Source organism: Tropicimonas sp. TH_r6 (genome assembly GCF_033101155.1).
Taxonomy (GTDB): domain Bacteria; phylum Pseudomonadota; class Alphaproteobacteria; order Rhodobacterales; family Rhodobacteraceae; genus Tropicimonas.
The window spans coordinates 14,175-35,414 of the sequence record NZ_JAWMPX010000014.1 but is presented as its reverse complement, the minus strand read 5'-3'; the positions used below and the strand labels follow the sequence as shown (position 1 = coordinate 35,414).

At 61.3% G+C, this 21,240-nt stretch carries 18 protein-coding genes and 1 pseudogene; 13 read left to right on the top strand and 6 right to left on the bottom strand.

Going from position 1 to position 21,240, the window contains the following annotated elements; genetic code table 11:
* Positions 1 to 18: 18 nt before the first annotated feature.
* From R3X27_RS14355 to R3X27_RS14345, 3 genes are all read right to left on the bottom strand, one after another.
* A complete protein-coding gene (locus tag R3X27_RS14355; protein WP_317709559.1) occupies positions 19 to 213 on the bottom strand; it encodes a hypothetical protein in 195 nt (64 codons plus the stop codon).
* Between the two features lie 172 nt (positions 214 to 385).
* The gene (locus R3X27_RS14350; RefSeq protein WP_317709558.1) at positions 386 to 1,408 is read right to left on the bottom strand and encodes an AraC family transcriptional regulator; all 1,023 of its coding nucleotides are present in this window, start codon (positions 1,406 to 1,408) and stop codon (positions 386 to 388) included.
* Between the two features lie 267 nt (positions 1,409 to 1,675).
* Positions 1,676 to 3,034, bottom strand: a complete 1,359-nt coding sequence (locus R3X27_RS14345; RefSeq protein ID WP_317709557.1) for a hypothetical protein — start codon at positions 3,032 to 3,034, stop codon at positions 1,676 to 1,678.
* Between the two features lie 115 nt (positions 3,035 to 3,149).
* Here R3X27_RS14345 and R3X27_RS14340 point away from each other — a divergent pair, with 115 nt between their 5' ends.
* The 3 genes from R3X27_RS14340 (at position 3,150) to R3X27_RS14330 (ending at position 6,239) form a co-directional block, all read left to right on the top strand.
* Positions 3,150 to 3,398: a hypothetical protein gene (locus R3X27_RS14340; protein WP_317709556.1), complete on the top strand. Its 249-nt coding sequence runs from the start codon at positions 3,150 to 3,152 to the stop codon at positions 3,396 to 3,398.
* A 42-nt stretch (positions 3,399 to 3,440) separates the two neighbouring features.
* On the top strand, positions 3,441 to 5,066 hold the full coding sequence (locus R3X27_RS14335; protein ID WP_317709555.1) for a sulfatase-like hydrolase/transferase: 1,626 nt from the start codon (positions 3,441 to 3,443) through the stop codon (positions 5,064 to 5,066).
* Between the two features lie 75 nt (positions 5,067 to 5,141).
* The gene (locus R3X27_RS14330) at positions 5,142 to 6,239 is read left to right on the top strand and encodes an ABC transporter substrate-binding protein (protein WP_317709554.1); all 1,098 of its coding nucleotides are present in this window, start codon (positions 5,142 to 5,144) and stop codon (positions 6,237 to 6,239) included.
* Positions 6,240 to 6,714: 475 nt separating this feature from the next.
* Here R3X27_RS14330 and R3X27_RS14325 read toward each other — a convergent pair whose 3' ends face one another.
* A complete protein-coding gene (locus R3X27_RS14325; RefSeq protein ID WP_317709553.1) occupies positions 6,715 to 6,918 on the bottom strand; it encodes a hypothetical protein in 204 nt (67 codons plus the stop codon).
* Positions 6,919 to 6,964: 46 nt separating this feature from the next.
* Here R3X27_RS14325 and R3X27_RS14320 point away from each other — a divergent pair, with 46 nt between their 5' ends.
* Positions 6,965 to 7,351, top strand: coding sequence for a phage holin family protein (locus R3X27_RS14320; RefSeq protein ID WP_317709552.1), 387 nt, complete (start codon positions 6,965 to 6,967; stop codon positions 7,349 to 7,351).
* 16 nt (positions 7,352 to 7,367) lie between these two features.
* On the opposite strand, the gene R3X27_RS14315 is transcribed toward R3X27_RS14320, so the two are convergent.
* A complete protein-coding gene (locus R3X27_RS14315) occupies positions 7,368 to 8,219 on the bottom strand; it encodes a YihY/virulence factor BrkB family protein (protein ID WP_317709551.1) in 852 nt (283 codons plus the stop codon).
* Positions 8,220 to 8,638: 419 nt separating this feature from the next.
* Here R3X27_RS14315 and cls point away from each other — a divergent pair, with 419 nt between their 5' ends.
* The 3 genes from cls (at position 8,639) to R3X27_RS14300 (ending at position 12,556) form a co-directional block, all read left to right on the top strand.
* Positions 8,639 to 10,048: a cardiolipin synthase gene (gene cls / locus R3X27_RS14310; RefSeq protein ID WP_317709550.1), complete on the top strand. Its 1,410-nt coding sequence runs from the start codon at positions 8,639 to 8,641 to the stop codon at positions 10,046 to 10,048.
* A 63-nt stretch (positions 10,049 to 10,111) separates the two neighbouring features.
* Complete coding sequence (locus tag R3X27_RS14305) at positions 10,112 to 11,248, top strand: mechanosensitive ion channel family protein (protein WP_317709549.1); 1,137 nt, start codon at positions 10,112 to 10,114, stop codon at positions 11,246 to 11,248.
* Between the two features lie 60 nt (positions 11,249 to 11,308).
* Positions 11,309 to 12,556, top strand: a complete 1,248-nt coding sequence (locus R3X27_RS14300; RefSeq protein WP_317709548.1) for an AI-2E family transporter — start codon at positions 11,309 to 11,311, stop codon at positions 12,554 to 12,556.
* A 393-nt stretch (positions 12,557 to 12,949) separates the two neighbouring features.
* Here the strand turns inward: R3X27_RS14300 and R3X27_RS14295 are convergent, their stop codons facing one another.
* Complete coding sequence (locus tag R3X27_RS14295) at positions 12,950 to 13,957, bottom strand: helix-turn-helix domain-containing protein (protein ID WP_317709547.1); 1,008 nt, start codon at positions 13,955 to 13,957, stop codon at positions 12,950 to 12,952.
* A gap of 198 nt (positions 13,958 to 14,155) precedes the next feature.
* Here R3X27_RS14295 and R3X27_RS14290 point away from each other — a divergent pair, with 198 nt between their 5' ends.
* From R3X27_RS14290 to R3X27_RS14265, 6 genes and pseudogenes are all read left to right on the top strand, one after another.
* Positions 14,156 to 15,559 (top strand): amidohydrolase family protein, encoded by a 1,404-nt coding sequence (locus tag R3X27_RS14290; RefSeq protein ID WP_317709546.1) that lies wholly within the window; start codon positions 14,156 to 14,158, stop codon positions 15,557 to 15,559.
* Positions 15,560 to 15,631: 72 nt separating this feature from the next.
* On the top strand, positions 15,632 to 16,378 hold the full coding sequence (locus R3X27_RS14285) for a DUF3299 domain-containing protein (protein ID WP_317709545.1): 747 nt from the start codon (positions 15,632 to 15,634) through the stop codon (positions 16,376 to 16,378).
* A 31-nt stretch (positions 16,379 to 16,409) separates the two neighbouring features.
* Positions 16,410 to 17,603, top strand: coding sequence for a carbohydrate porin (locus tag R3X27_RS14280; protein WP_317709544.1), 1,194 nt, complete (start codon positions 16,410 to 16,412; stop codon positions 17,601 to 17,603).
* A 17-nt stretch (positions 17,604 to 17,620) separates the two neighbouring features.
* Positions 17,621 to 18,634: a metallophosphoesterase family protein gene (locus R3X27_RS14275; protein WP_317709543.1), complete on the top strand. Its 1,014-nt coding sequence runs from the start codon at positions 17,621 to 17,623 to the stop codon at positions 18,632 to 18,634.
* Between the two features lie 381 nt (positions 18,635 to 19,015).
* Positions 19,016 to 19,620, top strand: a pseudogene (locus R3X27_RS14270) (transposase).
* Positions 19,621 to 20,035: 415 nt separating this feature from the next.
* Positions 20,036 to 21,199, top strand: a complete 1,164-nt coding sequence (locus tag R3X27_RS14265) for a hypothetical protein (RefSeq protein ID WP_317709542.1) — start codon at positions 20,036 to 20,038, stop codon at positions 21,197 to 21,199.
* Positions 21,200 to 21,240 lie beyond the last annotated feature (41 nt).

Genomic DNA, 21,240 nt, shown 5'->3' with positions numbered 1-21,240 from the left:
GGGATCGAGGGGCCGGACCTACCGGCGCAGCCCGACCATGGGTTCTGCGAGGCTGAGGGGCGAGGGGCGACCTGGTGCTTCGGGAAGGCCGACATCGCGCCTCAGGCGATTGTTCTCGGTGTAGATATCCGGGGATTTCATGCGGATGCCGCCCAACAGCAGCGCATGGAGCGCGTCGAACCGGTGGCGGCGGAGATCAAGCAGGTTTGACATGGTCATGGTTCCAATCTGGCGACAGCCGTGATCGCGGCGCATGGGCGATTTCGGATCGCAACGCGGCGCGCAATCACGCTTTGCATAGGTCAGATCTTACGGGATCACCGCGCCCGCCGGCATGACCGCAGGCACCACAGAGTTGACACTTCGTGCCAATCGATGACGCGCGCTATCCGTCGTGCGCTTGCCGAAAGGCGGCCGGGCTTTGACCGGTCCAGCGCTTGAAGGCCCGCACGAAGGAGGATGCCTCGGAAAAGCCCAGCAGATAGGCCACCTCGGTGACGGAGATCTTCCGGGCGGTCAGGTAGCCGCGCGCCATGTTCTGGCGCAGGTCATCGTGAACCTCCGCGAAGGTCGCGTTCTCATCCTTCAGACGCCGATACAGCGTCTGACGGCTCATCCCGAGATCGCGCGCCACGGCGTCCATGGAGATCGAGCCCTTGTGCAACTCCGGCAGGATCAGTGCCTCGACCCGCGCCCGCGTCGTCTCGCCGCCTTCGAGCTCTGCCAGCAGAGTGTCGGCGTGGCGGGAGAACAGCCCAAAGGCATAAGGTTGCGGGGCAAGCGTGTTCTCTTCCAGCCAGGCAGGATTCAGGCGGATGGCGTTGCGCCCGGCGTTGAAACGCACCGGCGCGCGGAAGATCTCGTCGTAGAGGGCCCGATGCGGCGGAGGCGAAAAGCTCACCTGTACCTCCAGCGCGAATTCCCGGCCCGGTGCGGCCTTGCGGAACCCCATTGTCAAATTGGCGAAGGTCTCTTCGATTCCCACGGGCGCGATCTCGGCCCCGGGAAAGTGGTCGATCAGCCAGCGCGCGCCGCCTTCCTCGCGCAGTTCGAACCGATCGGCACCGCCAGCGACGGGGAGGTCCGCGACAATGCGCGTATACCGGTTCAGGTGCCGGATGGCTTCTTCGAGCGGGCCAGCCACTTCGACGATCAGGCCAACGACCGATACCCTGCCGATGCTCGTCTCGGCGGCATGGCGCATCGCCAGCCCGGTATCCCCTGTGGCGTCCACCGCGGCATCGATCAGATCCAGATAGGCATCCGCCGGGATACGGCCATCGGGGTTGCGCAAATCCGCTTTGGAAATCCCGCTGGCCTGAAGGAGCGAGGGCTCCGATGCGCCATGACGCACGGCGAAATCGACAAGCGACGCCGCCATGCTGGCGATCAATGTTGGCCCCGCCATGATACCCTCCAATCCGCAATTGCCGCGCCGACCTCCCGGTCAGCTATCCTGGTATTTTACATCGCCAGTGGAACGGGTGATAGCGTTGGCTTTTGCAGGCGAACCGCGCGAGACGGCGACGTCCTGCTCCGGACGCGGGCGATGCGACCGGCCGGTTGCTGGCACTCCATGTGTGTTTGCAGCGCTGCATCGCAACATGCAGACAGGCCGTTCACGCAGGCCGATATTTGGGGCGGGTGCCGCTCTCGACCTCCGACGAAACGGCCATTACTTCGACAGTATTGGCCAGCCGGCGGCACGCAGTTCGACAAGGATCCGTTCGGCATGCTCAGGATGCCGGTAGAACCGTTTCAGGACCGGTTCGGGGCGAAAGGCCGGCCATGTCGTTTGCAACTCGTCCAGCAGCGCGCGTGCGTCTTCGGTCCGCCCGGCCGCCTGGTTGGCAGCGGCCTTGTAGAGCAATGTCAATTCGCTGACGGGCCCGCCTTGCTCGATGGCGGTGTCAAAGGATGCGATGGCGGCGTCAAAGCGATCGAGATGGAAATTCGCCACGCCATGCACATTCAGATAGGCGGGCTGGCGTCCATCCATGTCGCGCGGACGATCGGGGGCCGACACGTCGAAACCTTCCTCGAAATGACCGGTCATCAACGCGGTGACGGCATGGAAATCCAGCACCTTTCCATCCATTGGGCTGAGGGAGGCCGCGCGCCGGGCCAGATCGACAGCACGTTCGGGATCCCCTGCTGACAGTGCCACCCAGGCGGTGGCCGAGTGCGACCAGCCGGACAGGGGGGCGAGATCAATGGCTTTTTCCGCAAGGGCCTCCGCCTCCGACAGAAGCTCTGCGCTCCGCTCCGCATCCGGCGAAATCATTGCGAGGGTTGCGAGGCTGTGGGCCGCGCCTGCATAGCCGCCGTAATGGGAGGGATCGATCCGGATTGCCTCGCGGTACATGGCGGTCGCGAGCGTCTGGTGCTCGGCATCGGCAATCGGAAACAGCAGGTCGGCAGCCTTCTCGGCCAGGTTGGCGGCCTGAAGGGTTGCCGGTGATTTCTCGGCCAGGGCCGTGCGTTCAAGGCTGTCCTGGGCCGCGGTCGCGGAGCGTGGTTCCTGTTGCGTCGGGTCCGGCGTGGCCGGGCGCAATTGCCAGAGCAGAAGCGTCAAGGCGCAGAATCCGGCGATCCCGAGAATCCAGGGCAGATCACCGCCGCGCGCCGTTTCAACCGGGGCGTGTGCGGGGGGCGGCATGGCGGGCGGAGTGGCCGAAATCAGGGCCTCGAAACGGGGGGCATAGCCGCCGCTGTCGATATGGATGCGCACCGGCTCAGCGGCCCCCTCGGCCTCGTAATAGGCCGCAAGTTTGCGCCGTAGGCGGCCGGCATCGACCCGCACGATGCTGTCGGTCTCGTCCGGGTCGCGGCCATAGACATCCTGCGCGATGGTCTTCCCCGAGATGAGGTCGCCGCGCCCCGCAAGAGCCTCTTCCACGACATATCCCAGGAAGGATCGCAGACGCCCGGCATTGACGAAGGAAGGGCTGGCCAGGGCAGTTTCAAGCGCGGCGCGGGCGGTGTTTTTCGCAACGGCATCGCTGCAATTTCCTGCTGTTCCTGCCTTGGTCATTTTCAACAAAACTAAATAATTCCAGATTGTTACGCAACGTTAGGCCCGGCTTTTAACGCCGGGCTTAACGGTAAACGCCTTGCCCGGAAATGCAAGGAAAACGCACCCTGTTCGCATGAGTGTGAACAAGCCGACCCGCGGTTGCGAGCGCAGATCGGTCGAAGACCATTTCCCCGAATGGGGCAATGACATTCGGCGGTTGCGCACAACCGACGCGGAATTCGAAGAGATTTGTCACGACTTTGAGTTGATAGCGGCTATCCTCTGTGACGGGCGGAATGACGACGCGGCCGTTCTAGAGAGCCTTGCCGGGCTTACCGAGGAAATCCGGCAGCGTCTTGGCCGCCACTCCGGCGAGACGTGAGTTTGGACAAGCAAACACGACACCACCAATGGGAGAGGTGAAATGACGAAATCTGAGAGGATGCGAACCAGCGGCACGCTGGCCGCGATGACCCTGGCGGGGATGGTCGCTATCCCGGCCTTTGCCCAGACCTCCGAGGTACCGGGCGGTCTGATCCACGAAGCCGAGTTCCAGCGTCTTTGGGCGATGAACGGCGATAGCTGGTCCGAAGAGGACAAGGAGATCGATGCAAAGCTGGCCGAGCTCGAGGCCAAGTTCGGCAAGAAGCCGAACATCATCCACATCCTCTGGGACGACATGCGCTATGGCGCCGTCGGCCATCGGATGCTGACCGACATTTCCGGCTATGATGCGCCGAACCTGGAACAGATGGCGGAGGAAGGCATGTCCTTCACCCGCATGTATACCGAACCCTCCTGCACGCCAACGCGGGTTGCCGCCGCCACCGGACGGCTTGCCGTGCGCTCGGGTATGGTCTTCCCGATCTTCCCGATCCACCGCATGGGCCTTCCTGCGTCCGAGGTCAGCATCGCCGAGGTCGTGGATGATACCTATCACACTGGCTTCTTCGAAAAGGCCCATTTCGGCGATCAGGAAGAAGGGTTCGTGACCAATCAGGGCTGGGATGAGGCGATCTTCTCGCTCTACAACCAGTTCGCCGGCCAGATGTTCAATTCCAACGCTGAAGATCAGGGCTTCGCTGTTGCCTACAGCCCGGATGGCTACGACAAGAAGTACTTCTTTGACGACAGCTTCCGTCCGCTGGAGTGGATGTGGACCGTTCAAGGCGTCGAAGGCGGCGAGCACAAGGAGTTCTCCACCCCGAAATCGGCCGAGGAATATGTCGAGGCCAATATGCGGATGTGGGACGCGACGAAAGACTTCGTGACCCGGCACGCAGACAGCGACAAGCCGTTCATGTTGCAATGGTGGCCGAACGTCTATGAGGTGTCTGATCAAGACGCAAACCGTCCGTTCACAACGCAGCACGCCACTTCGACCGCCGAGAGCGTCAAGAAGATGGATGCCAAGATCGGTGAGCTCTTTGTCATGCTGGAAGAGCTTGGCATTGCCGACAACACCCTCGTGATCGCCATGGCGGACAACGGCCCGATGGAAGCGATTCACCCCGAGACAGGTCAGAACGGCTTCTTCCGCGGCGGCAAGAACGACGTGACCGAGGGTGGCATCCGTGTGCCCGCCTTCGCCAAGTGGCCCGGCGTGATTGAGCCCGGCTCGGTCTCGGGCGACATCGTGCATGTCTCTGACCTGTTCAACACCTTCGCCCGCATCTCCGGTCGCTATGACCAGATCCCGACTGATCGCGTGATCGACGGTATCGACCAGACGGCCCTGTTCCTGAATGGCGACACGCATGGGCGCCGGGACTATGTCTTCACCTACAAGGGCGCCACGATGGGCTCGATCGTGAAGCAGCAGTTCAAGCGGCTGCTGCCGGTTGGACCGGGCGCTCTGGCCGGTGCAGAGTTCTTCGATCTCTACAAGGACCCGCGCGAGGAGCATCCGCTCATGGCAGAGTTCCTCTGGGCCTGGGCGCAGTTCGACGCCATGAAGGCGCGCCACGATGCGCAGATCGCTGAATATCCGCACACACCGGTCGCTCGCGGCGAACCTTATACCGGCGTGATCCGCCTCGCTGACCAGTAAATCTGACAAGATCCAACACCCGGCCCACAATCGCGTGGGCCGGGTTCCCTTTCTCTCAGAGGCAAGGCGCCCGCCATGCTGACCCGCCGACATTTTCTCAATACTGGCTCTGCATTGCTGGCCAGCCCCGCTTTCCTCCGCGCAACACGCGCCAGCGCGCAGGGCGCGCTGCCGATCACCGTGTCGAGTTATCTGCTCGACCGAACTGAAGCTTTGTTTGACGGCCGCGTTGAGATTGAGGGCACTCAGGCGACATTCGTGGCGGATGCCATCGGCGACATGAACACCGCCGCTTTCTCTGGCAACGGCACACGCGAGATCACCGAGCTTGGCCTTCACCCGTTCATGCTGGCCCATGCCAATGAGGGCTTCCGCGACTACGCGCTTCTACCCATCCCGCTGCTGCGTCAGTTCCGGCACAAGAGCGTCTTTGTCCACGCCGATGCCGGCATCGAGACACCGCAGGATCTGCGCGGCCGCCGGATCGGCACGCCGGGCTATTCCTCGACTTCGTTGACCTGGATCCGCGGTATCTTCGAGGATGAATACGGGCTGAAACCGTCCGAGGTCGAATGGGTCCAGTCGGTCGTGGACAGTTCCTCCGCAGTTGCGGGCGCGGCCTCCGCACAGGAGATGAGACTGCCCGACGGTATCCGCGTCACCAACGGCACGCCAGGTCTGGATGAATCCGAGTTGCTGCTCGAAGGCGAAGTGGACGCCCTGTTCCACGCCGCGACACCCGCAGCCTTCATCAAGGGCGACGCCCGCATCAAACGCCTCTTTCCTGATTTCCGCTCCGTTGAGCGCGACTATTTCGAGCGGACCGGGATTTTCCCGATCATGCATGTGCTGGCGATCCGCCGGGATGTCGCCGAGGACCACCCGTGGCTGGCCCGTGCTGTATTCGATGCCTATTCGCAGGCCAAGACCATTGCCTATGAGACCAAGGACCGCTTGACCTGGGCCACGGACATGCTGCCCTGGTACAGCCAGGAGCTGGAGGACACGCGCGCCCTGATGGGCCGCAATTTCTACCCCTACGGGATCGCGCCGAACCGGACGACGATCGAAATGCTCTTCCGCTACTCGCACTCCCAGGGTCTCGCCAGCAGGGTGCTCGATATCGACGAGACCTTCCTTCCCGGAAGCCTCGAACTCGCTGAAAGCATCTGACCGTCGCGCCGCCCGGACTATCCGCTGGTGGGCGCCGCGGGGATCGACATCAGCAGCGAGATCGGCCCCAAGGGCGCCGACGCGATGCGGGATCTGCACCGCAACGGCGAGCTGGCCGTCTATGCGGCAGGCGTGATCTCGAAGAATGCCGACGGAGAAGTGTCCGTCAGGTCCAGCGCCGACGAAGGCCGGATCGGGACCGCCGTGCACAGGCGCTCGAAGACGCGCTCAGGGCCTCAGACGCCCGCATCGAGGACGCGGCCTTGGACACCGCCCTGTCCTGAGAATCCCGTGGCGGCGCCGTCATCGCTTGCCAACCATATGTGTCGCGACGCATTGTCAGGCTGGTGCGGCGAGGTGGGCTTGAGACAGGAGGAACTGCCATCGCTGATACACACGGCCTGGAAGGTGAGGTGTCGGACCTTCGGCAGGCCCGGATCGACCGGGCCTCGGCGCGTGAAGAAACCTGGCAGATTCACCCCGGCAGATCGATACCACGGACCCGGCCGCTGATGATCTCGACCTCGAGGCGGCGATCGGAACGCTGATGAAGAAGGTCGAGGAAAGACCGCACCAGAAAGCCATCCTGATCCTTCTGGGCGTTTTTGCAGCCGGCTATCTGATCGGCATGTCGAGAAAGGACCGTTGAAATGAGTCGCATGGCCAGAAACCTGTCCATTATTCTTCGCTCCGAGCGCCTGATTGCGCAGCGGAGCCTTGCTGTATTGAGACGCCAGACCGGGCTGTTCGGAGCGGCGGGTGTCGCGGCGAGCCTCGGCATCGTGATGCTGAATGTCTCGGCCTTTCTTGCCCTGGCTGAGGTGGTTTCCACGCCGCTGGCCGCCCTGATCGTGGCCGTTGCAAACCTGATCATTGCCGGGGTGCTCGCCTCTGTGGCCGGCAACCAGAGCGCCGAGGCGGAAACTGCGCCTGTGACGGAGGTGCGAGACATGGCGCTGGAAGATATCGACGCCGAGCTTCAGGTTTTTGTGGCTGAAGCAAAGACCACGGCGGACAATGTCAAACGGATGGCCAGGGATCCGGTCGGGATGGTTGCCCCGGGTATTGCAAGCGCGGTCGCCAAGGCTGTTGTCAGCAGTCTTTCAAAATGATCCCAGCCCGGGTGGTTCACCCTGATGTCCCGGGACGGACGCTGGCGGACGCGTGAAGCTGCCCATTGAACTCGGCACAGAACACAAAGATCGCCGCCATGACGTAGAGGAATACGAGCGCCGCCATGACGCCGGCAAGCCCGGCATAGGTCACGCTGTAGGAACTGTAGTTTTGAAGATAATAGGAGAACGCTTCGCCGGCGGCGATCCACAAGACCATCGTGAGGATGACGCCGGGCAGGACCTGTTTCGCCGAATGGCCGACACCGGGAAGCCAGGCGTGACAGGCATAGAGGGCGAACAGCAACAACAGCATGGTTGTCAGAAGATGCGCCGGTTCGCTCAACAGCATCTCTGCAATCCAGTGTGCGGAGGCCCCTTCGAGCGAGTCGAAATAGAGCGGCAGGCCAATGGTGACGGCGCCGACCACGGCAATCATGGCAGCACCGGCCAGCACGAAGCCCAGACACAGAAGCCGCTGACGCCAGACCGGCCGGGGATCCTGATCCCGGTAGGCATCGGTCACGACGCCTCGGATCGCATCTACGCCATTGGAGGCGAAATACACCGCCAGCAAGGCGCCGAAAGTGGTTGGACCGGCACCGCTCTGCGCGAGGACGGCGCGGACCTCCCGGGTAATCGGCTCGGCAATTTCCTCCGGCCAGGAGCCGTAGACGAAGTCGATCAGGGAATTCACATCCAGATTGGTGCTGAACTGGCCCGCCAGAGACAGCGCAAAGATGCAGAACGGGAAAAGCGCCATCATCATCGACATGGCAACATGGCTGGCCTTGGACCATCCGTGGTCCGTGTCGAAGCGATGCCACGCGCCGATCAGGCTTTTGAAGACAATCGAACCCGGCAACATGATGATGAAGTTCCTTTCGACTGCGTGGTGCGAAAGCAGGCTTCGGGCCCTTTGGCCGGGAGGTCACTTCCGGGGCAGGGGGGCGCTCTCAGGGAAGCGTAGTGCACGCTTGGTTTCAGGCCAACTCGAATTCCGATCTCCGCAAAGGGAGTGCAAAGGGGCGGGCGCAGCCGCCATGCACATCACGCCCGCAGTCGAGGATGCGCCTGCACCGGCTGTTGGTGTGGAAAGAAGGCTTTTCAGGTACCGCGGCCTGCCGTCATCGAAAACCATTGATCTCCAACCATGTTCCAGAGCAGCGCGAGAGTTGCGGGACGACGTTCAAGCTGACAGGATCGAACCGGGCGTTCCGGCAAACACCCCCCCGGTTGCAAGGCGGGTGAGGGATCTCCACCGTAGCGTGACCCCAAGGAGGACCCATGTACTACATTCTCGTCCTGGCACTTGTTTTTCTCGAGATCGTGGCAATCGTCTTCGCGATCCGGGCCGTCCGGAGTGCGCGGACCCCACAGGGCTCTGTTGCCTGGGTCGTTTTCCTGATTGCGGCGCCGTATCTGGCGGTGCCGGCCTATCTGTTTCTCGGCCATAGCCGGGTCAACACTTACATTGTCGGCCGGCGGGAATCCGAAGAGGTCATCCAGGGGCTGGAGCGGTTCGCGCAGTTGCATGAAGCGCGCGGCGATGATGACGCGGTCGGGTATCCGGGGTTCGAGACCATCGGCGAGGTTCCGGTGGTGTCGGGCAACAACATGGACCTTCTGGTCGACGGCCCGGAGACGTTCGAGGCGATCTTTTCCGCGCTGGATGCGGCCGAGGCCTATGTGCTGGTGCAATCCTACATTATCAATGATGACGAGCTTGGGCGGGCATTTCATGCCAGACTGATTGCTTGCGCGAAACGCGGCGTGACGGTCCGGCTGCTCTATGACGCCGTTGGATGTGTGAAGCTTCCGGCGGCCTATCTCGATACACTTCGCGCGGCGGGTGTGCAGGTCATGAACGCCCATGCCTTGCGCGGCCCCAAGACGCGCTTTCAGATCAATTTCCGCAATCACCGCAAGACGATCGTGGTCGATGGCACGCTTGGGTTCACCGGCGGGTTCAACATCGGAGACGAGTATATGGGGCGCGATCCGAAATTTGGCGATTGGCGCGACACCCATTGTCGCTTGCACGGGCCGGTGGTGTCGCAATTGCAGCTGGTCTTTGCCGAGGACTGGCATTGGGCGACCGAGGAGGTTCTGCTTGAAGGGATGAATTGGGATGCCGGGCGCGCGGATGCGAATATGGACGCGCTCATCATGGCAACCGGTCCCGCAGATGAGCAGGAAACCGGCAGTCTGTATTTCTGTGCAGCGATCACCGCCGCGCGGAAGCGGCTGTGGATCGCGTCCCCCTATTTCGTTCCGGAGAATGACATCCTGACCAATCTCAAGCTGGCCGCGATGCGGGGCGTCGATGTGCGGATCATGGTGCCGGAGGTCATTGACCACACGATCCCATGGCTCGCCGCCTTCGCCTATTTCGACGAGTTGATGGAGGCCGGCGTCCAGATCTGGCGCTACGATTCCGGCTTCATGCATCAGAAGGTGCTGGTGGTGGACGAGGCCATCGCTTCGGTTGGAACGACCAATCTCGACAACCGCTCCTGCCGGCTCAATTTCGAGGCGACGGCGCTGTTTTTCGACAGCCGTGCGGCGCGCGACCTCGCCGCAATGCTGGAGGCGGATTTCGAGCGGTGCATCCGTCTTGAAAAACCGCTGCGCGAGCAACCTTTCAAGATCCGCAACGGGGCGCCGATCGCCCGCCTGTTTGCGCCGCTGCTATGAGCGGAGTCGAACCGTGACTTTCGAAAGCGGGCGAATGCGCGGGACGTTTAAGGGCGTCATGTAATGGCAGACATTTCCTCACAAGAGGTTGTCGACCTCGCGGAATTCGGCAACGCGTTCGATCGTTGGGCCGATCAGGTCAGCATGCCGACCGTCATCGCGGTTGCAGTTGCCTTTGCGGTATTGGTCGTTTTCCGCAAACCCATCGCGCGGGTGACCATGGGTTTGCTCGCAAGATTGCTGAAACAGCTACAGATCGCCCTGTCGGATGAAACGGTCGAAAAACTCTACAGCACGACCGAGATCCTTCTGGTGTCGGCAGGGCTTCTGATCGCAGCCGAAATCCTTGCGGTGCCAGTATTTGGGCACGGGATTCTCCGTCGCATCGTGCTGTCGGTCGCGGTGATGTCTGTATTTTCATCCTGGTATCAACTGACTGGCCCGTTCCTGAGTGTTTTCAGAACCGGCCAGATCGGCGATGTGCAGATGGAGCAGGACTGGATCACGCGAGTGACCAAGTTCGCCATCCTGCTGTTTGGCATCACGTCGGTGCTCAATGTCTGGGACGTCGATATCAGCGGTGCGCTGACCGGCGTTGGCGTTCTGGGGGCCGGCCTGGCGATTGCGGCGCAGGACCTGATCCGGAACCTGATCGCCGGCATGACCAACATGAGTGAAAAACGGTTCGAAACCGGGGATGCAATCGAGATCGAAGGGGTGACAATCGGCACGGTTGAGCGGATTGACCTGCGCTCGACCCTGATCGTCGGCTTCGACCAGATTCCACGCTATGTGCCAAATTCGCATCTCTCGAATTCCGTGGTGAAGAACTACACCACGATGAAACACCGGCGCATCCTGGTCTCGGTGCAGCGGTTGATGTCGGCCACGCTTCAGCAGGCCGAGGATGTGTGGGACGGGTTGCGCGACCACATGCGCGCCAGCGGAGATTTCGACCTCGCGGAGGATGCGCCAAAACATGTCGACATCGATAGCCTTGGGCGCGATTCCATCAATGTCCGGTTTTATGGTCGGACCTGCGGGCCCGATTATGCGGCCTACCTGGAAGGTCAGGAACGGCTCGCCTTCAGGATCCTTGAACTGGTCGCCCAAGCCGGTACATCACTGGCATATCCGACCCAGACCGTTCACCTGAGACGACCCGACGATGCGATCGCTGATCCGGGAATCAGCGCATGAACGACAGCAACTGGAACGTCCGGCCTTGCGCCGGAGAGCCCATTCCGACGGAGTACCAACATGCCCTCTGAGAACCTTCCGTCCGACAGCGCGAACACGTCCTTTCAACCGACGGCCCACATGCTGCGATGGATCGCGCTTCTGGTGCTTGCAGCCCTGGTCTCGGTGGCTTTCCTCGACATGGTGCGGCCTTTCCTGTCGGCCCTGCTTCTGGCGGCCATCCTGGCGGCGCTGCTCGACCCGGCCTACCAGTTCCTTTTGGGTAAGCTTGGCGGTCGCAAGGGTTTGGCCAGCGGGTTGACGCTTGTCGCCACCTTGATCGCGATCATCGCTCCGACAGTCTGGGTGGCGCTGCTTGCCGCCGAGCAGGCCGCTGGACTGGCCGATTCCGCGACGGCGCTCTATCAGGAACTTGCGACCGATGCCAAGTCCGAGACCTTGCCTGACTGGATGCCATTCCAGGACACCATCCTTCAGTACTGGCCGCAGATCAGCGCCAAGGTCGGTCAACTCGCCAGCAGTGCCGCCTCGTTTCTGGTGGCGTCCCTGTCGTCTCTGACCCGTGGCACGGCGAACTTCTTCATGGGCCTCTTCATCTTCCTTTACGGTTTGTTCTTCTTCCTGCAGATGGAGCCATCGATCATTCGCGAGGTGCTATCTTATACCGGCCTGAAAAGGAGCCTTCAGGAAACACTGGAAGACCGGATCGTCTCGGTCAGTCGCGCCACGATCAAGGGAACGCTGCTGATCGGCGTTGCGCAGGGCGCTTTGGGCGCCATCGGTTTCTGGGCCACCGGGATATCCGGCGCGGCCTTCTGGGGCGTCGTGATGGTCATCTTCTCGGTCATTCCGGGGATCGGAGCGACCTTCATCATCTTCTGCGGCGCGGTGTTCCTTTTTGTCGAGGGAAACCCCAGCTATGCGATCGGTCTCGCGCTGTGGGGCGCGCTTGTTGTCGGAACCATCGACAACATCCTGCGTCCGGTGCTGGTCGGGCGCGACGCCGAGATGCATGACATCGTCATCTTGATCAGCACGCTTGGCGGCCTTGCCTCGTTCGGGGCCGTCGGGCTTGTCCTCGGTCCGGTGCTCGCCGGCATCTTTCTGACCATCTGGAAGACGCTGTCGGAGGCCACGACGGAAGAGACGGAAGCCGGACCTGAAGGCAAAGATCAGGAAACACCAACCCCCGCGCCGACCGAAGCCGGGAAATCGGACGCAGGGGCATGGAGCATCTCGAAGGATGGGCTGGATGACGAGGTCGCAAAGCTCCGAGCGGAACTCGAAGACGTGCGGCGCAGCGAATGATCCCAAATGCCAAAGCGCGCCCAGCGAGGCGTGCCAACGTCTATCGGCAGTGGTCCGGCGTACCGTGTCGCCCGACAACTGATGTTTGCCAATTTTAAGAAGTTTCTTTGACACGTTGAAACACAGTCTCTCGGGTTTCCCTTTACGTCGATACAGCGCTGAGATGCTCTCCTCCCGCGCAGGCCCGCCAGAGCAACGCGGATCTTTTCCTCAGCCGAACAGGTCTGCCGTGTCTTGGGACGGGTGTTCTTGACCAGCGTGCCAACGCCGAGCTTCGATGATCCGGATGGCGTGTTCATCTTCACCGCATGAAAGCTGCGATGAACCGGGAAACCTCCTGGTGCCAATCCCTCAAACCTACCCGACAGGAGCTGACGCCCGGCGGTCGGCCGGTCATTCCTCCTGATCGTCTCCAGCTTTTTGCGAACCACGGAACCTGCTCGGGCTTACCCCATTCAACCTTCGGAAGGCGCGCGCGAAGTTGGCCGCGTCCGTGTAGCCGAGCGCGTTCGCGATATCGGAGATCGACCGATTGGAAGATAAAAGGGCCAGCCGGGCGTATTCCTGGGCGACGAAGTCTATTTCGCTGGAGATATCCGTGTCGAACTCCGCAAGGCGACGCTTGAGTTTCTGGTGGCTCATTGACGCGAGCCTTGCGCATTCGGTGGCGGTCAGTTTGCCTTGGCCGATATGTGACCGGACCATCTGGCGGAAAGACCGGACGAAATCGGCGGCGTCGAGGTCCGCCTCGATTTCCGGCCGATCTTCCGTGCGTTTCGCGTCAAAGGGCGTGGACAGCCAGGCGGAGGGAAAACGGATGCTGAACCCCATCCGATCGCCCTTGATCGGGTGCAACAGGTCATATTCCGTCGGCAGGGCTTTCGGGTCGCTGACGGTGATCGTCGCCCTGGAAGGGTCGAGCCGATTGCCAAGCGCGCGGCGCAGGATAGCCCAGCCGAGGGCCCCCATGAACGCATCGTTCTGGGCAGGCACAATGGTCGGCTTGAAAGCCCGCCTTTCGCCAAAAACGGCGGAGGCTCCGTTCAGGTGCAGGTATTCCGTCGCGGAGGACGCGACTTCAGTGGCGCTCGAGATGAATATCGAGAGATAGTCGCCAACCGTCACGGCCCGGGCTTCCGCCCTCTTCAGAACCGGCCAGCCGTCAAGCGTCATCCTCGAGCCGATCTGAGCGCCCAGATGCCTGTCGCCGGTTGCGGTGGCGGCGTTTTCCGTGAACTGGTGTACAACCATCGCGTGAACCGACAGGTCCGGATCGAGCGTTGCCTCCTCCGTCAGGCCAACGGACCCGAAGATCGGTTCGGGATCGATCCTGCGGTCCCGAAGCTCCTGCACGAACGGGCGCAGGAGAGAGAGCTTAACGAGTGGCAGAGCTTGTTTCATTTTGTGGCTTCAGAGCTTCCCTTGCCCGCAAGTCTACGATGCACGCCTAAGGCGAACAGAAAAAAACGCACTTTCCTGTCATTCTGGATAAAAAAACTTTGCGAAATAGCCCGAACTGACAGGCCAAGCTGAATTATCGAGCTACTCTCTTCGTATAACAAGCCCTCGTTCAGGGGGCGGGTCCAATGGGAGACGGATATGAAGAGGTTTTTTGCTTCGGCCACCGCGATTGCGCTTGCGGCCGGGATCGGGACGATTGCTTCGGCTCAGGACGATGCCCCCCGCCAGGTAGTGTTCACCAACGTCAACATCTTTGACGGGACCAGCGAAGCGCTGATCGAGAACGGGTCTGTACTGGTCGAAGGCAACCTGATCAAACAGGTGTCTGCTGATGCCATCGAGGCGCCGGATGCCTTCGCTGTCGATGGTGAAGGCCGCACCCTGATGCCCGGCCTGATCGACATGCATTCGCACCTGTGTATCCGCAACGGGATGCTGGAGTTCCGGGACAATTACGACCAGATGGCAAACGGTGCCTACACCGCCATTGCCATGCAGGATTACCTCGACCAGGGTTTCACGACCGTCCGGGACGCCGGCTGCAACATCCTTGGCATCGCCAAGGCCGTGAACAACGGCATCGTCCCGGGGCCGCGCATCTATCCCAGCGGAGCTTTCCTGAGCCAGACCGGCGGTCATGCAGACACCGGTTCGTTCAACGATGTGCCGGGAGACCAGGACGACCTCGAGGCGCATATGTTCGGTTTCATCGCCGATGGTGTGCCTGAGGTCATGCGCGCCGCACGCCACAATCTCCGGGCCGGCGCCACCCAGATCAAGGTCATGGCTGGTGGCGGTGTCGCCAGCGAGTTCGATCCGCTGCATACGACGCAGTACTCTCTGGAAGAACTGAAGGCGATCGTCGGCGTGGCCGAGGATTACGGAACATACGTTCTGGTGCATGCCTATCACGACCGTTCGGTCAATCGCGCCATCGATGCCGGCGCGCGGGTGATCGATCACAACTTCCTCGTTTCGGAAGAGACCATCATCCGCATGAAGGAAGAGGGCGTGGCACTCTCTATCCAGGCGGTCATGTCGCTGGAAGCCTTCGGCGATCCGGAAAGCATCACCTTCTTCAGTGCCGACCAGAAGGCCAAGGCGGCGCAGGTCAATTCCGGCGCGCAGCAGATGATGGAATGGGCGGTCAAGCACGACCTGATCATGGTCACCGGAGGCGACATGTTCGGACCCGATCTGGTGCGACAGGCCGAGAACATCATCTGGTTCAATGACGAGGTCGCCAAGAACCCGCATCTTTCGCTGAAGACGGCGACCAGCAATGCGGCGGAGGTGCTGACCTGGAGCGGCGGGATGAACCCCTACAAGGAGGGAACCCTGGGAACGATCGCTGAGGGCGGCTACGCCGACATCATCCTCATCGACGGCAATCCGCTCGAGGACATTCACGTACTCAAGCGGAGCAATGTCGATTTCGTCATGAAGGATGGTCAGGTCTACAAGAACTGGCTACCGGACGAAAACGCCCCGGCCTTCCAGCCAGCCGGTCCGAGGCGCGACGCCTATTTCGGCAACCTGTGATCCGAACCGACCGGAAACAGCGGCATATCGGGCCGCTGTTTCCACGCTTGCTTTATTCCGGAGGCCATCGACATGAAATCCTTTCTCGCGGCATTGGCCTTTGTCGCCTCGGCGCTGCCCACGACGCTCTCGGCTGAGCACCCGGTCGACTGGTCGGATCTGGTCAACGCGGAGGCCCAGGTCTACGGCGACCCTTTTCTGGATCTCAGTGATGAGCAGATCGACCTGTTGCGCAGCATTATCGGCGCTCGGGACAACCTCTCCCAAGGACTCGTCCCGGAGGAAAGCCTGCCCGAGATCCGTGTTCAGCTGAAGGAGGCCGAAGATGCGCTGGTTCAGGACGGGCTCGATGCCGACTGGCTGATCTCGCAACGCTGGGTCGTGGCCGACAAGCGGAAGGCGGCCGCAACGGAAGGCAACCCGGCGCTGGACGGTCAATCCGTCTCGCTTGCCGGTTACGCCATCCCCGCGCCGCTGGCCGAAGACGGCGTGCCGACGGCCTATCTGGTGGAGGTGGCAGGCATGTGCAGCCACACGCCGCCACCTCTTCCCAACCAGCTTGTGCGGGTGCGGCTCGATGGAGACTGGTCGCCCGCCTACATGCACCAGCCTGTTCGGTTGAGTGGCACGCTCCACATTGATCCCTCGGAGCAGGTGTTCCGGATCGTCGATGGAGACGTGCCCATGAAGGCAACCTGGCGGCTGGATGTCGAAGCGGCGGAAGGTTTCATGCCGAAACCCGACGCGTCCGCCGCAGGTGGCGGCTGGGCCGGGCAGTTGCGCGCACAACTGACTGCTCGTACGCCGTCCGGTAATTAACGTCCAAACGACACAAATCTCAGGAACCGTGATGCGCCTTGTTCGAACAGCCACATCCGCCGCGCTGGCCCTTCTCGTCGCGTCGGGCGCCGCAATCTCCCAGCAGGGCCTGTCCGGGCCCTCGTCGGTCGAGGCCGACCTGACGCCGGGCGACGGGCTGACAGATCCGCAGCCTCGCACCTCCTTTCCGCGCAATGTCATGCCCGGCTATTTCGACTGGAAGGACGGGCTGGCGGAGAACGGTTTCCGCTTCAACATGGACTATTTCGCACTTGGCCAGTGGAGCGACAGTGACCTTGGCGAAGGTGAAGCCGCGGGCGGCGTATTGCGCTTTTACGGAAACTGGCAGGCGACAGAAAACGGCTCGCTGACCTTCAAGGTCGAAAATCGGCAGGCCTACGGAGATGTCGCGCCGCAATTCTTCGGCTTCGATTCCGGGGCGCTGTCCATCACCGGAACAGCCTTCAACGACAGTGAAAACATGTTGACCAACCTGTTCTGGACCCAGCGGGACCCGAACGGGCAGTGGACCCTCCAGATCGGTCAACTTGATCTGACGGATTTCGTTGACGTCTACGGCCTTGTCAGCCCGTGGACCTCCTTCCAGAACCTTGCCTTCAACACCAACCCCACGATCAACGTGCCCAACCCCGGCATTGGCATCGCAGGCGGCGTGAAGCTTGGCGAGACCTTCTATGTCGTCGGTGCCGTCGCCGATGCGAATGGCGATCCGACCGAGCCGAATTTCGACGTGTTCGAAACCGGCGAGACCTACAAGAGTATCGAGATCGGTTACACAAGTGGCAGCGACCGGATCTATTTCGACAATGTCCACCTGACCTTCTGGCAGATCGACGAAGCCGAGGATGGCAGCCGTGCCGAGGACAAGGGCGTTGCCTTTTCCGCCGCCTGGTTCATCGACAACACCTGGATGCCCTTCATCCGGGCCGGGCGGTCCGAGGGAACGGTGGCGCTCTACGACAAGTCCCTCTCCACCGGTCTCGGCTGGTATCGCCGCAACACCGATCTTGCCGCAATTGGCTTCAACTGGGCCGAGGCGAAGGGGTTTGACGAGACACAATTCACCACGGAAGCCTTCTATCGCTTCACCATCTCCCCTGACTTCCAGATCACCCCCTCGATCCAGTATATCCGCGATCCGCTTCTCAATCCCGGCCAGGACGAGCTGACCGTTCTCAGCCTGCGCGCACGGATCGTCTTCTGACAACCAAGGATCCCGCGATGAAGACATTCAAAGCCGCTCTGGCCAGCCTCGCCCTGATCGCCGCCGGCCCGCTGACGGCGCAGGACTTCTCCCATGAAATCGCCGACGGCCCGGTTCCCTGGAACGACAAGCCCTTCGATGCCGGTGAGGATCGCTTCATGTTCGCGATCCACGGCGACCTCACGGGGGGCGAACGACCCGATGTGTTCGAGATTGCCATGGCGCAGATAAACCTGCTGCGACCTGAATTCGTCATCAACGTCGGCGACCTGATCGAGGGTGGCGAGGTGGACCGCGCGCAGTATCTCAAGCAATGGGATGAATACGACCGGCGCGTGGACACGCTCAGAGCGCCGATTTTCTATGTCGGCGGCAATCACGACCTGACCAACATGCTGTCAAAGGAGATCTGGGCCGAACGTCTCGGGCCGAGCTACTACCATTTCCTCTACAAGGACGTGTTGTTCCTGGTGCTGGATGCCGAGGACAACACGCCCGACCGCATCGCCGAAATCAGCGCTGCGCGTGCGGAAGCGGTCGAGATCTACAAGACCGAAGGGCGCGAGGCTTTCGCGAAGACCGAATACAACCAGATGCCCGAACGCAGCTCGGGCACGATCGGCGCGGAGCAAGCGGCCTATTTCCGCGATGTCATTGCGACACATGCCAATGTCCGCTGGACCTTCGTCATCGTGCACAAGACCGTCTGGGAACGAGCGGATGAAAGCGCCTTCGCCTCCATCGAGGCGGCGCTGTCCGGGCGCAACTACACCGTCTTCAACGGCCATGAACACTACTACGCCTATCGCCAGCGTCACGGGCAGGACCATATCCAGTTGGCTACGACCAGCGGCGAACAGTTTCCCGATCTCGGCCTGTCCGAAGATCATGTGACCTTCGTCACGGTGTCGGGTGAAGAGGTCGACATTGCGAATCTCATGCTCGCGGGCATTCGCGACCGGACGGGCCATATCCCGCTGGAAGGGGACGATGTCTGCTTTGCCACCGCTGAATGTGGCGAAAACGAATAGGGTGGACAAGGAGCCTGGCACAAATCCTGACGGAAAAGGACGAAGGCGAAAACCGTTTGTTCGCCCTTTCCTGTCGATTTCGGCAACAGCCATGAGCGACGGTCACTTCGCGTTGAGCGACCGGTTTGAATGGCCCAGTCCGGCTCTTTTCCTTTGACCGGAATTGCTCCTTGAGAGGGGGCCGGCCTGCGCAATGCTTCGAGCGTGGGAACACCTCAAGGCACCAAGCTATGCACTTGATAGCGGCAAGGTGAGGTGAAGGCCGGGTCGGTGAATGCCATGAAGGCGGACATCAACGACGCGAGACTGATACACGGCGTTGTTGCAAAACTCCAGTCACGAAGGATTCACTTTGTGAATCCAGGCGGTTAGATGGGGTGGATGAGTAAGCCGCCTCCCGCCCGGTATCGCACCACGAACTGGTCCGGTTATCGACCCATTGAGACGCCAATGGTTCAAGTTCAATGGCGAGGGCATCACTCAGGAAGCGCGGGTCGCTGCTGATCTGGGTCGATAAGGAGATGACTTGGCTCGCGCCGCGCGACGGACGGCCTGGACGCCCCCCGGTCTTTTCCGATGCTGCGATCCAGTTTTGTTTCTCGATCAAAGTGCTGTTCAAGCTGCCATTACGCCAGACCGCCGGTATGGTTGCCAGCCTGCTGCGGATGGCGGGCATCGACTGGCAGGCTATCCCGATCATTCCGATCCGCAAGAATGGAGGCCTCTGGAAAGACGACTTTCCGGCAGTCCGCGCGCGCAACGAAATCCTGCGCGCAACGCAATACTATGGGAAGGCGTTCTGGAAACGCTGGGCGGGATACCATGCGCGAAGCCACGTCGAGGCGAAGATGCGCTGTCTCAAGGTCTTCGGAGAACGCATCGCCGCAACAGATCCCGACCGACAGACCGCCGAAATCCAAATCCGCATCGCCCTCATCAACCGCTTCAATGCACTCGGCACCGCCGAGGTCGAATGCGTGGCATAGCCCCAGCGGGAAGGGGGCAGTCACACCTTACACGGGACTACTGCAACAATGCCCGGGCGGCCCCAAAAATGACATTTGTCAGTTTTTGTTTTTTTCAGGGAATGCGTTTCGTTTCAGCAAGATTAATTCCTGTGCATCTCAGCGGTGTCGTTGTTAACCTATTTGATAATACTATGAAATAGTGAGATTTATTTCGCGCGCCTCGAAGGGTTTTCAGAGAAAAAAAGGTGTATTTCCGAGTTGTATAATTGCCCAGTTCCCACAAAGCGGCGTCTTGTTGCTTCAGAACGGAATTGCCTCATCGTGACGCCGGTGTGTGTTTTCTACAATTCCACCTGTCAGGATCTCGATGGCCAGTGCTTTCCGGATCCCGTGCATGCTGCACTCGACATTCCAAGCTATGAAAGGTGGAGATATGAAATCCGCACTGCGCACCACCGTCTTGGCCGCCATCGTCGCCGGGCTCGGCGTCCTGGGCGGACTGACGGGAGCCAACGCTCAGGACAAGGTCTATAACCCCGCTGACCTGATGCCGGTGATTCCGGCGCTGGAAGCCTGGCGGTCCTCGCCCCACGCTGACCTGTCCAAGGAGGCGTTTCGCCATTGGGACGAGGAAGAGGACAAGCTGATCCCCGAGGTCTGCTCCAAATGCCACTCGACCACGGGCTATCTTGAATATCTCGGCGCGGATGGCAGCGAGCCGGGCGTCGTGACCAAGCAGGAAATCGATCCCGAGCATGCGTCGGGCGTGACCTGCATGGCCTGCCACAACAAGGTCGCGCAGACGATGACGTCCGTTACCTTCCCGTCCGGTGACGAGGCAGAGGTATTCACCTCTGACATCCGTTGCATGACCTGTCACGGCGGCCGTGCCTCGACCGTCCAGGTGAACGAAAAAATGGAAGAGCTGGGCAACCCGGATCCGGACAGCACGCCGGAGGACCTCGGCTTCATCAATATCCACTATCGCCCGGCGGCGGCGACCCGCTTCGGTGGCGAAGTCCGCGGTGGGTACGAGTATGACGGCCAGGAATATGCCGGATACTACTTCCACGACCGCGACTCGCAGACCTGCAATGACTGCCACTCCCCGCATACGCTGGAAGTGAAGGTCGCGGCCTGCACGGAGTGCCACGACGAGGTTGACCCGGCGAATGCCGAGTCCATGCGCCTCGTGCGGTCCTCCAAGACTGACTATGACGCCAATGGCGACATGTCCGAAGGCATCCATGCCGAGATCGCAGTCCTGCATGACCAACTCTTCGAGGCGATCATGGGCTACGCGAACTCCGTCGTCGGCAAGCCGGTCGTGTTCCGGGGCACCAACTATCCGTACTTCTTCTACGACACCAACGAGAATGGTGAAGCGGATGACGACGAGATCGCGTTCCCCAATCGCTACCTGTCCTGGACACCGCGCCTGCTGAAGGCCGCCTACAACTACAACTTCGTGTCCAAGGACCCGGGCGGCTACACGCACAACCCGTACTACCAGCTGCAACTGACCTATGATGCCATCGCGGATCTGGCAGAAGGCGGCAGCGGCGTCGAGGTGATGGGCGAGCGCCCGGACGAGTGACGCAAGCCCTCTGCTGAACGCTGAAACACGGGGAACGGCCG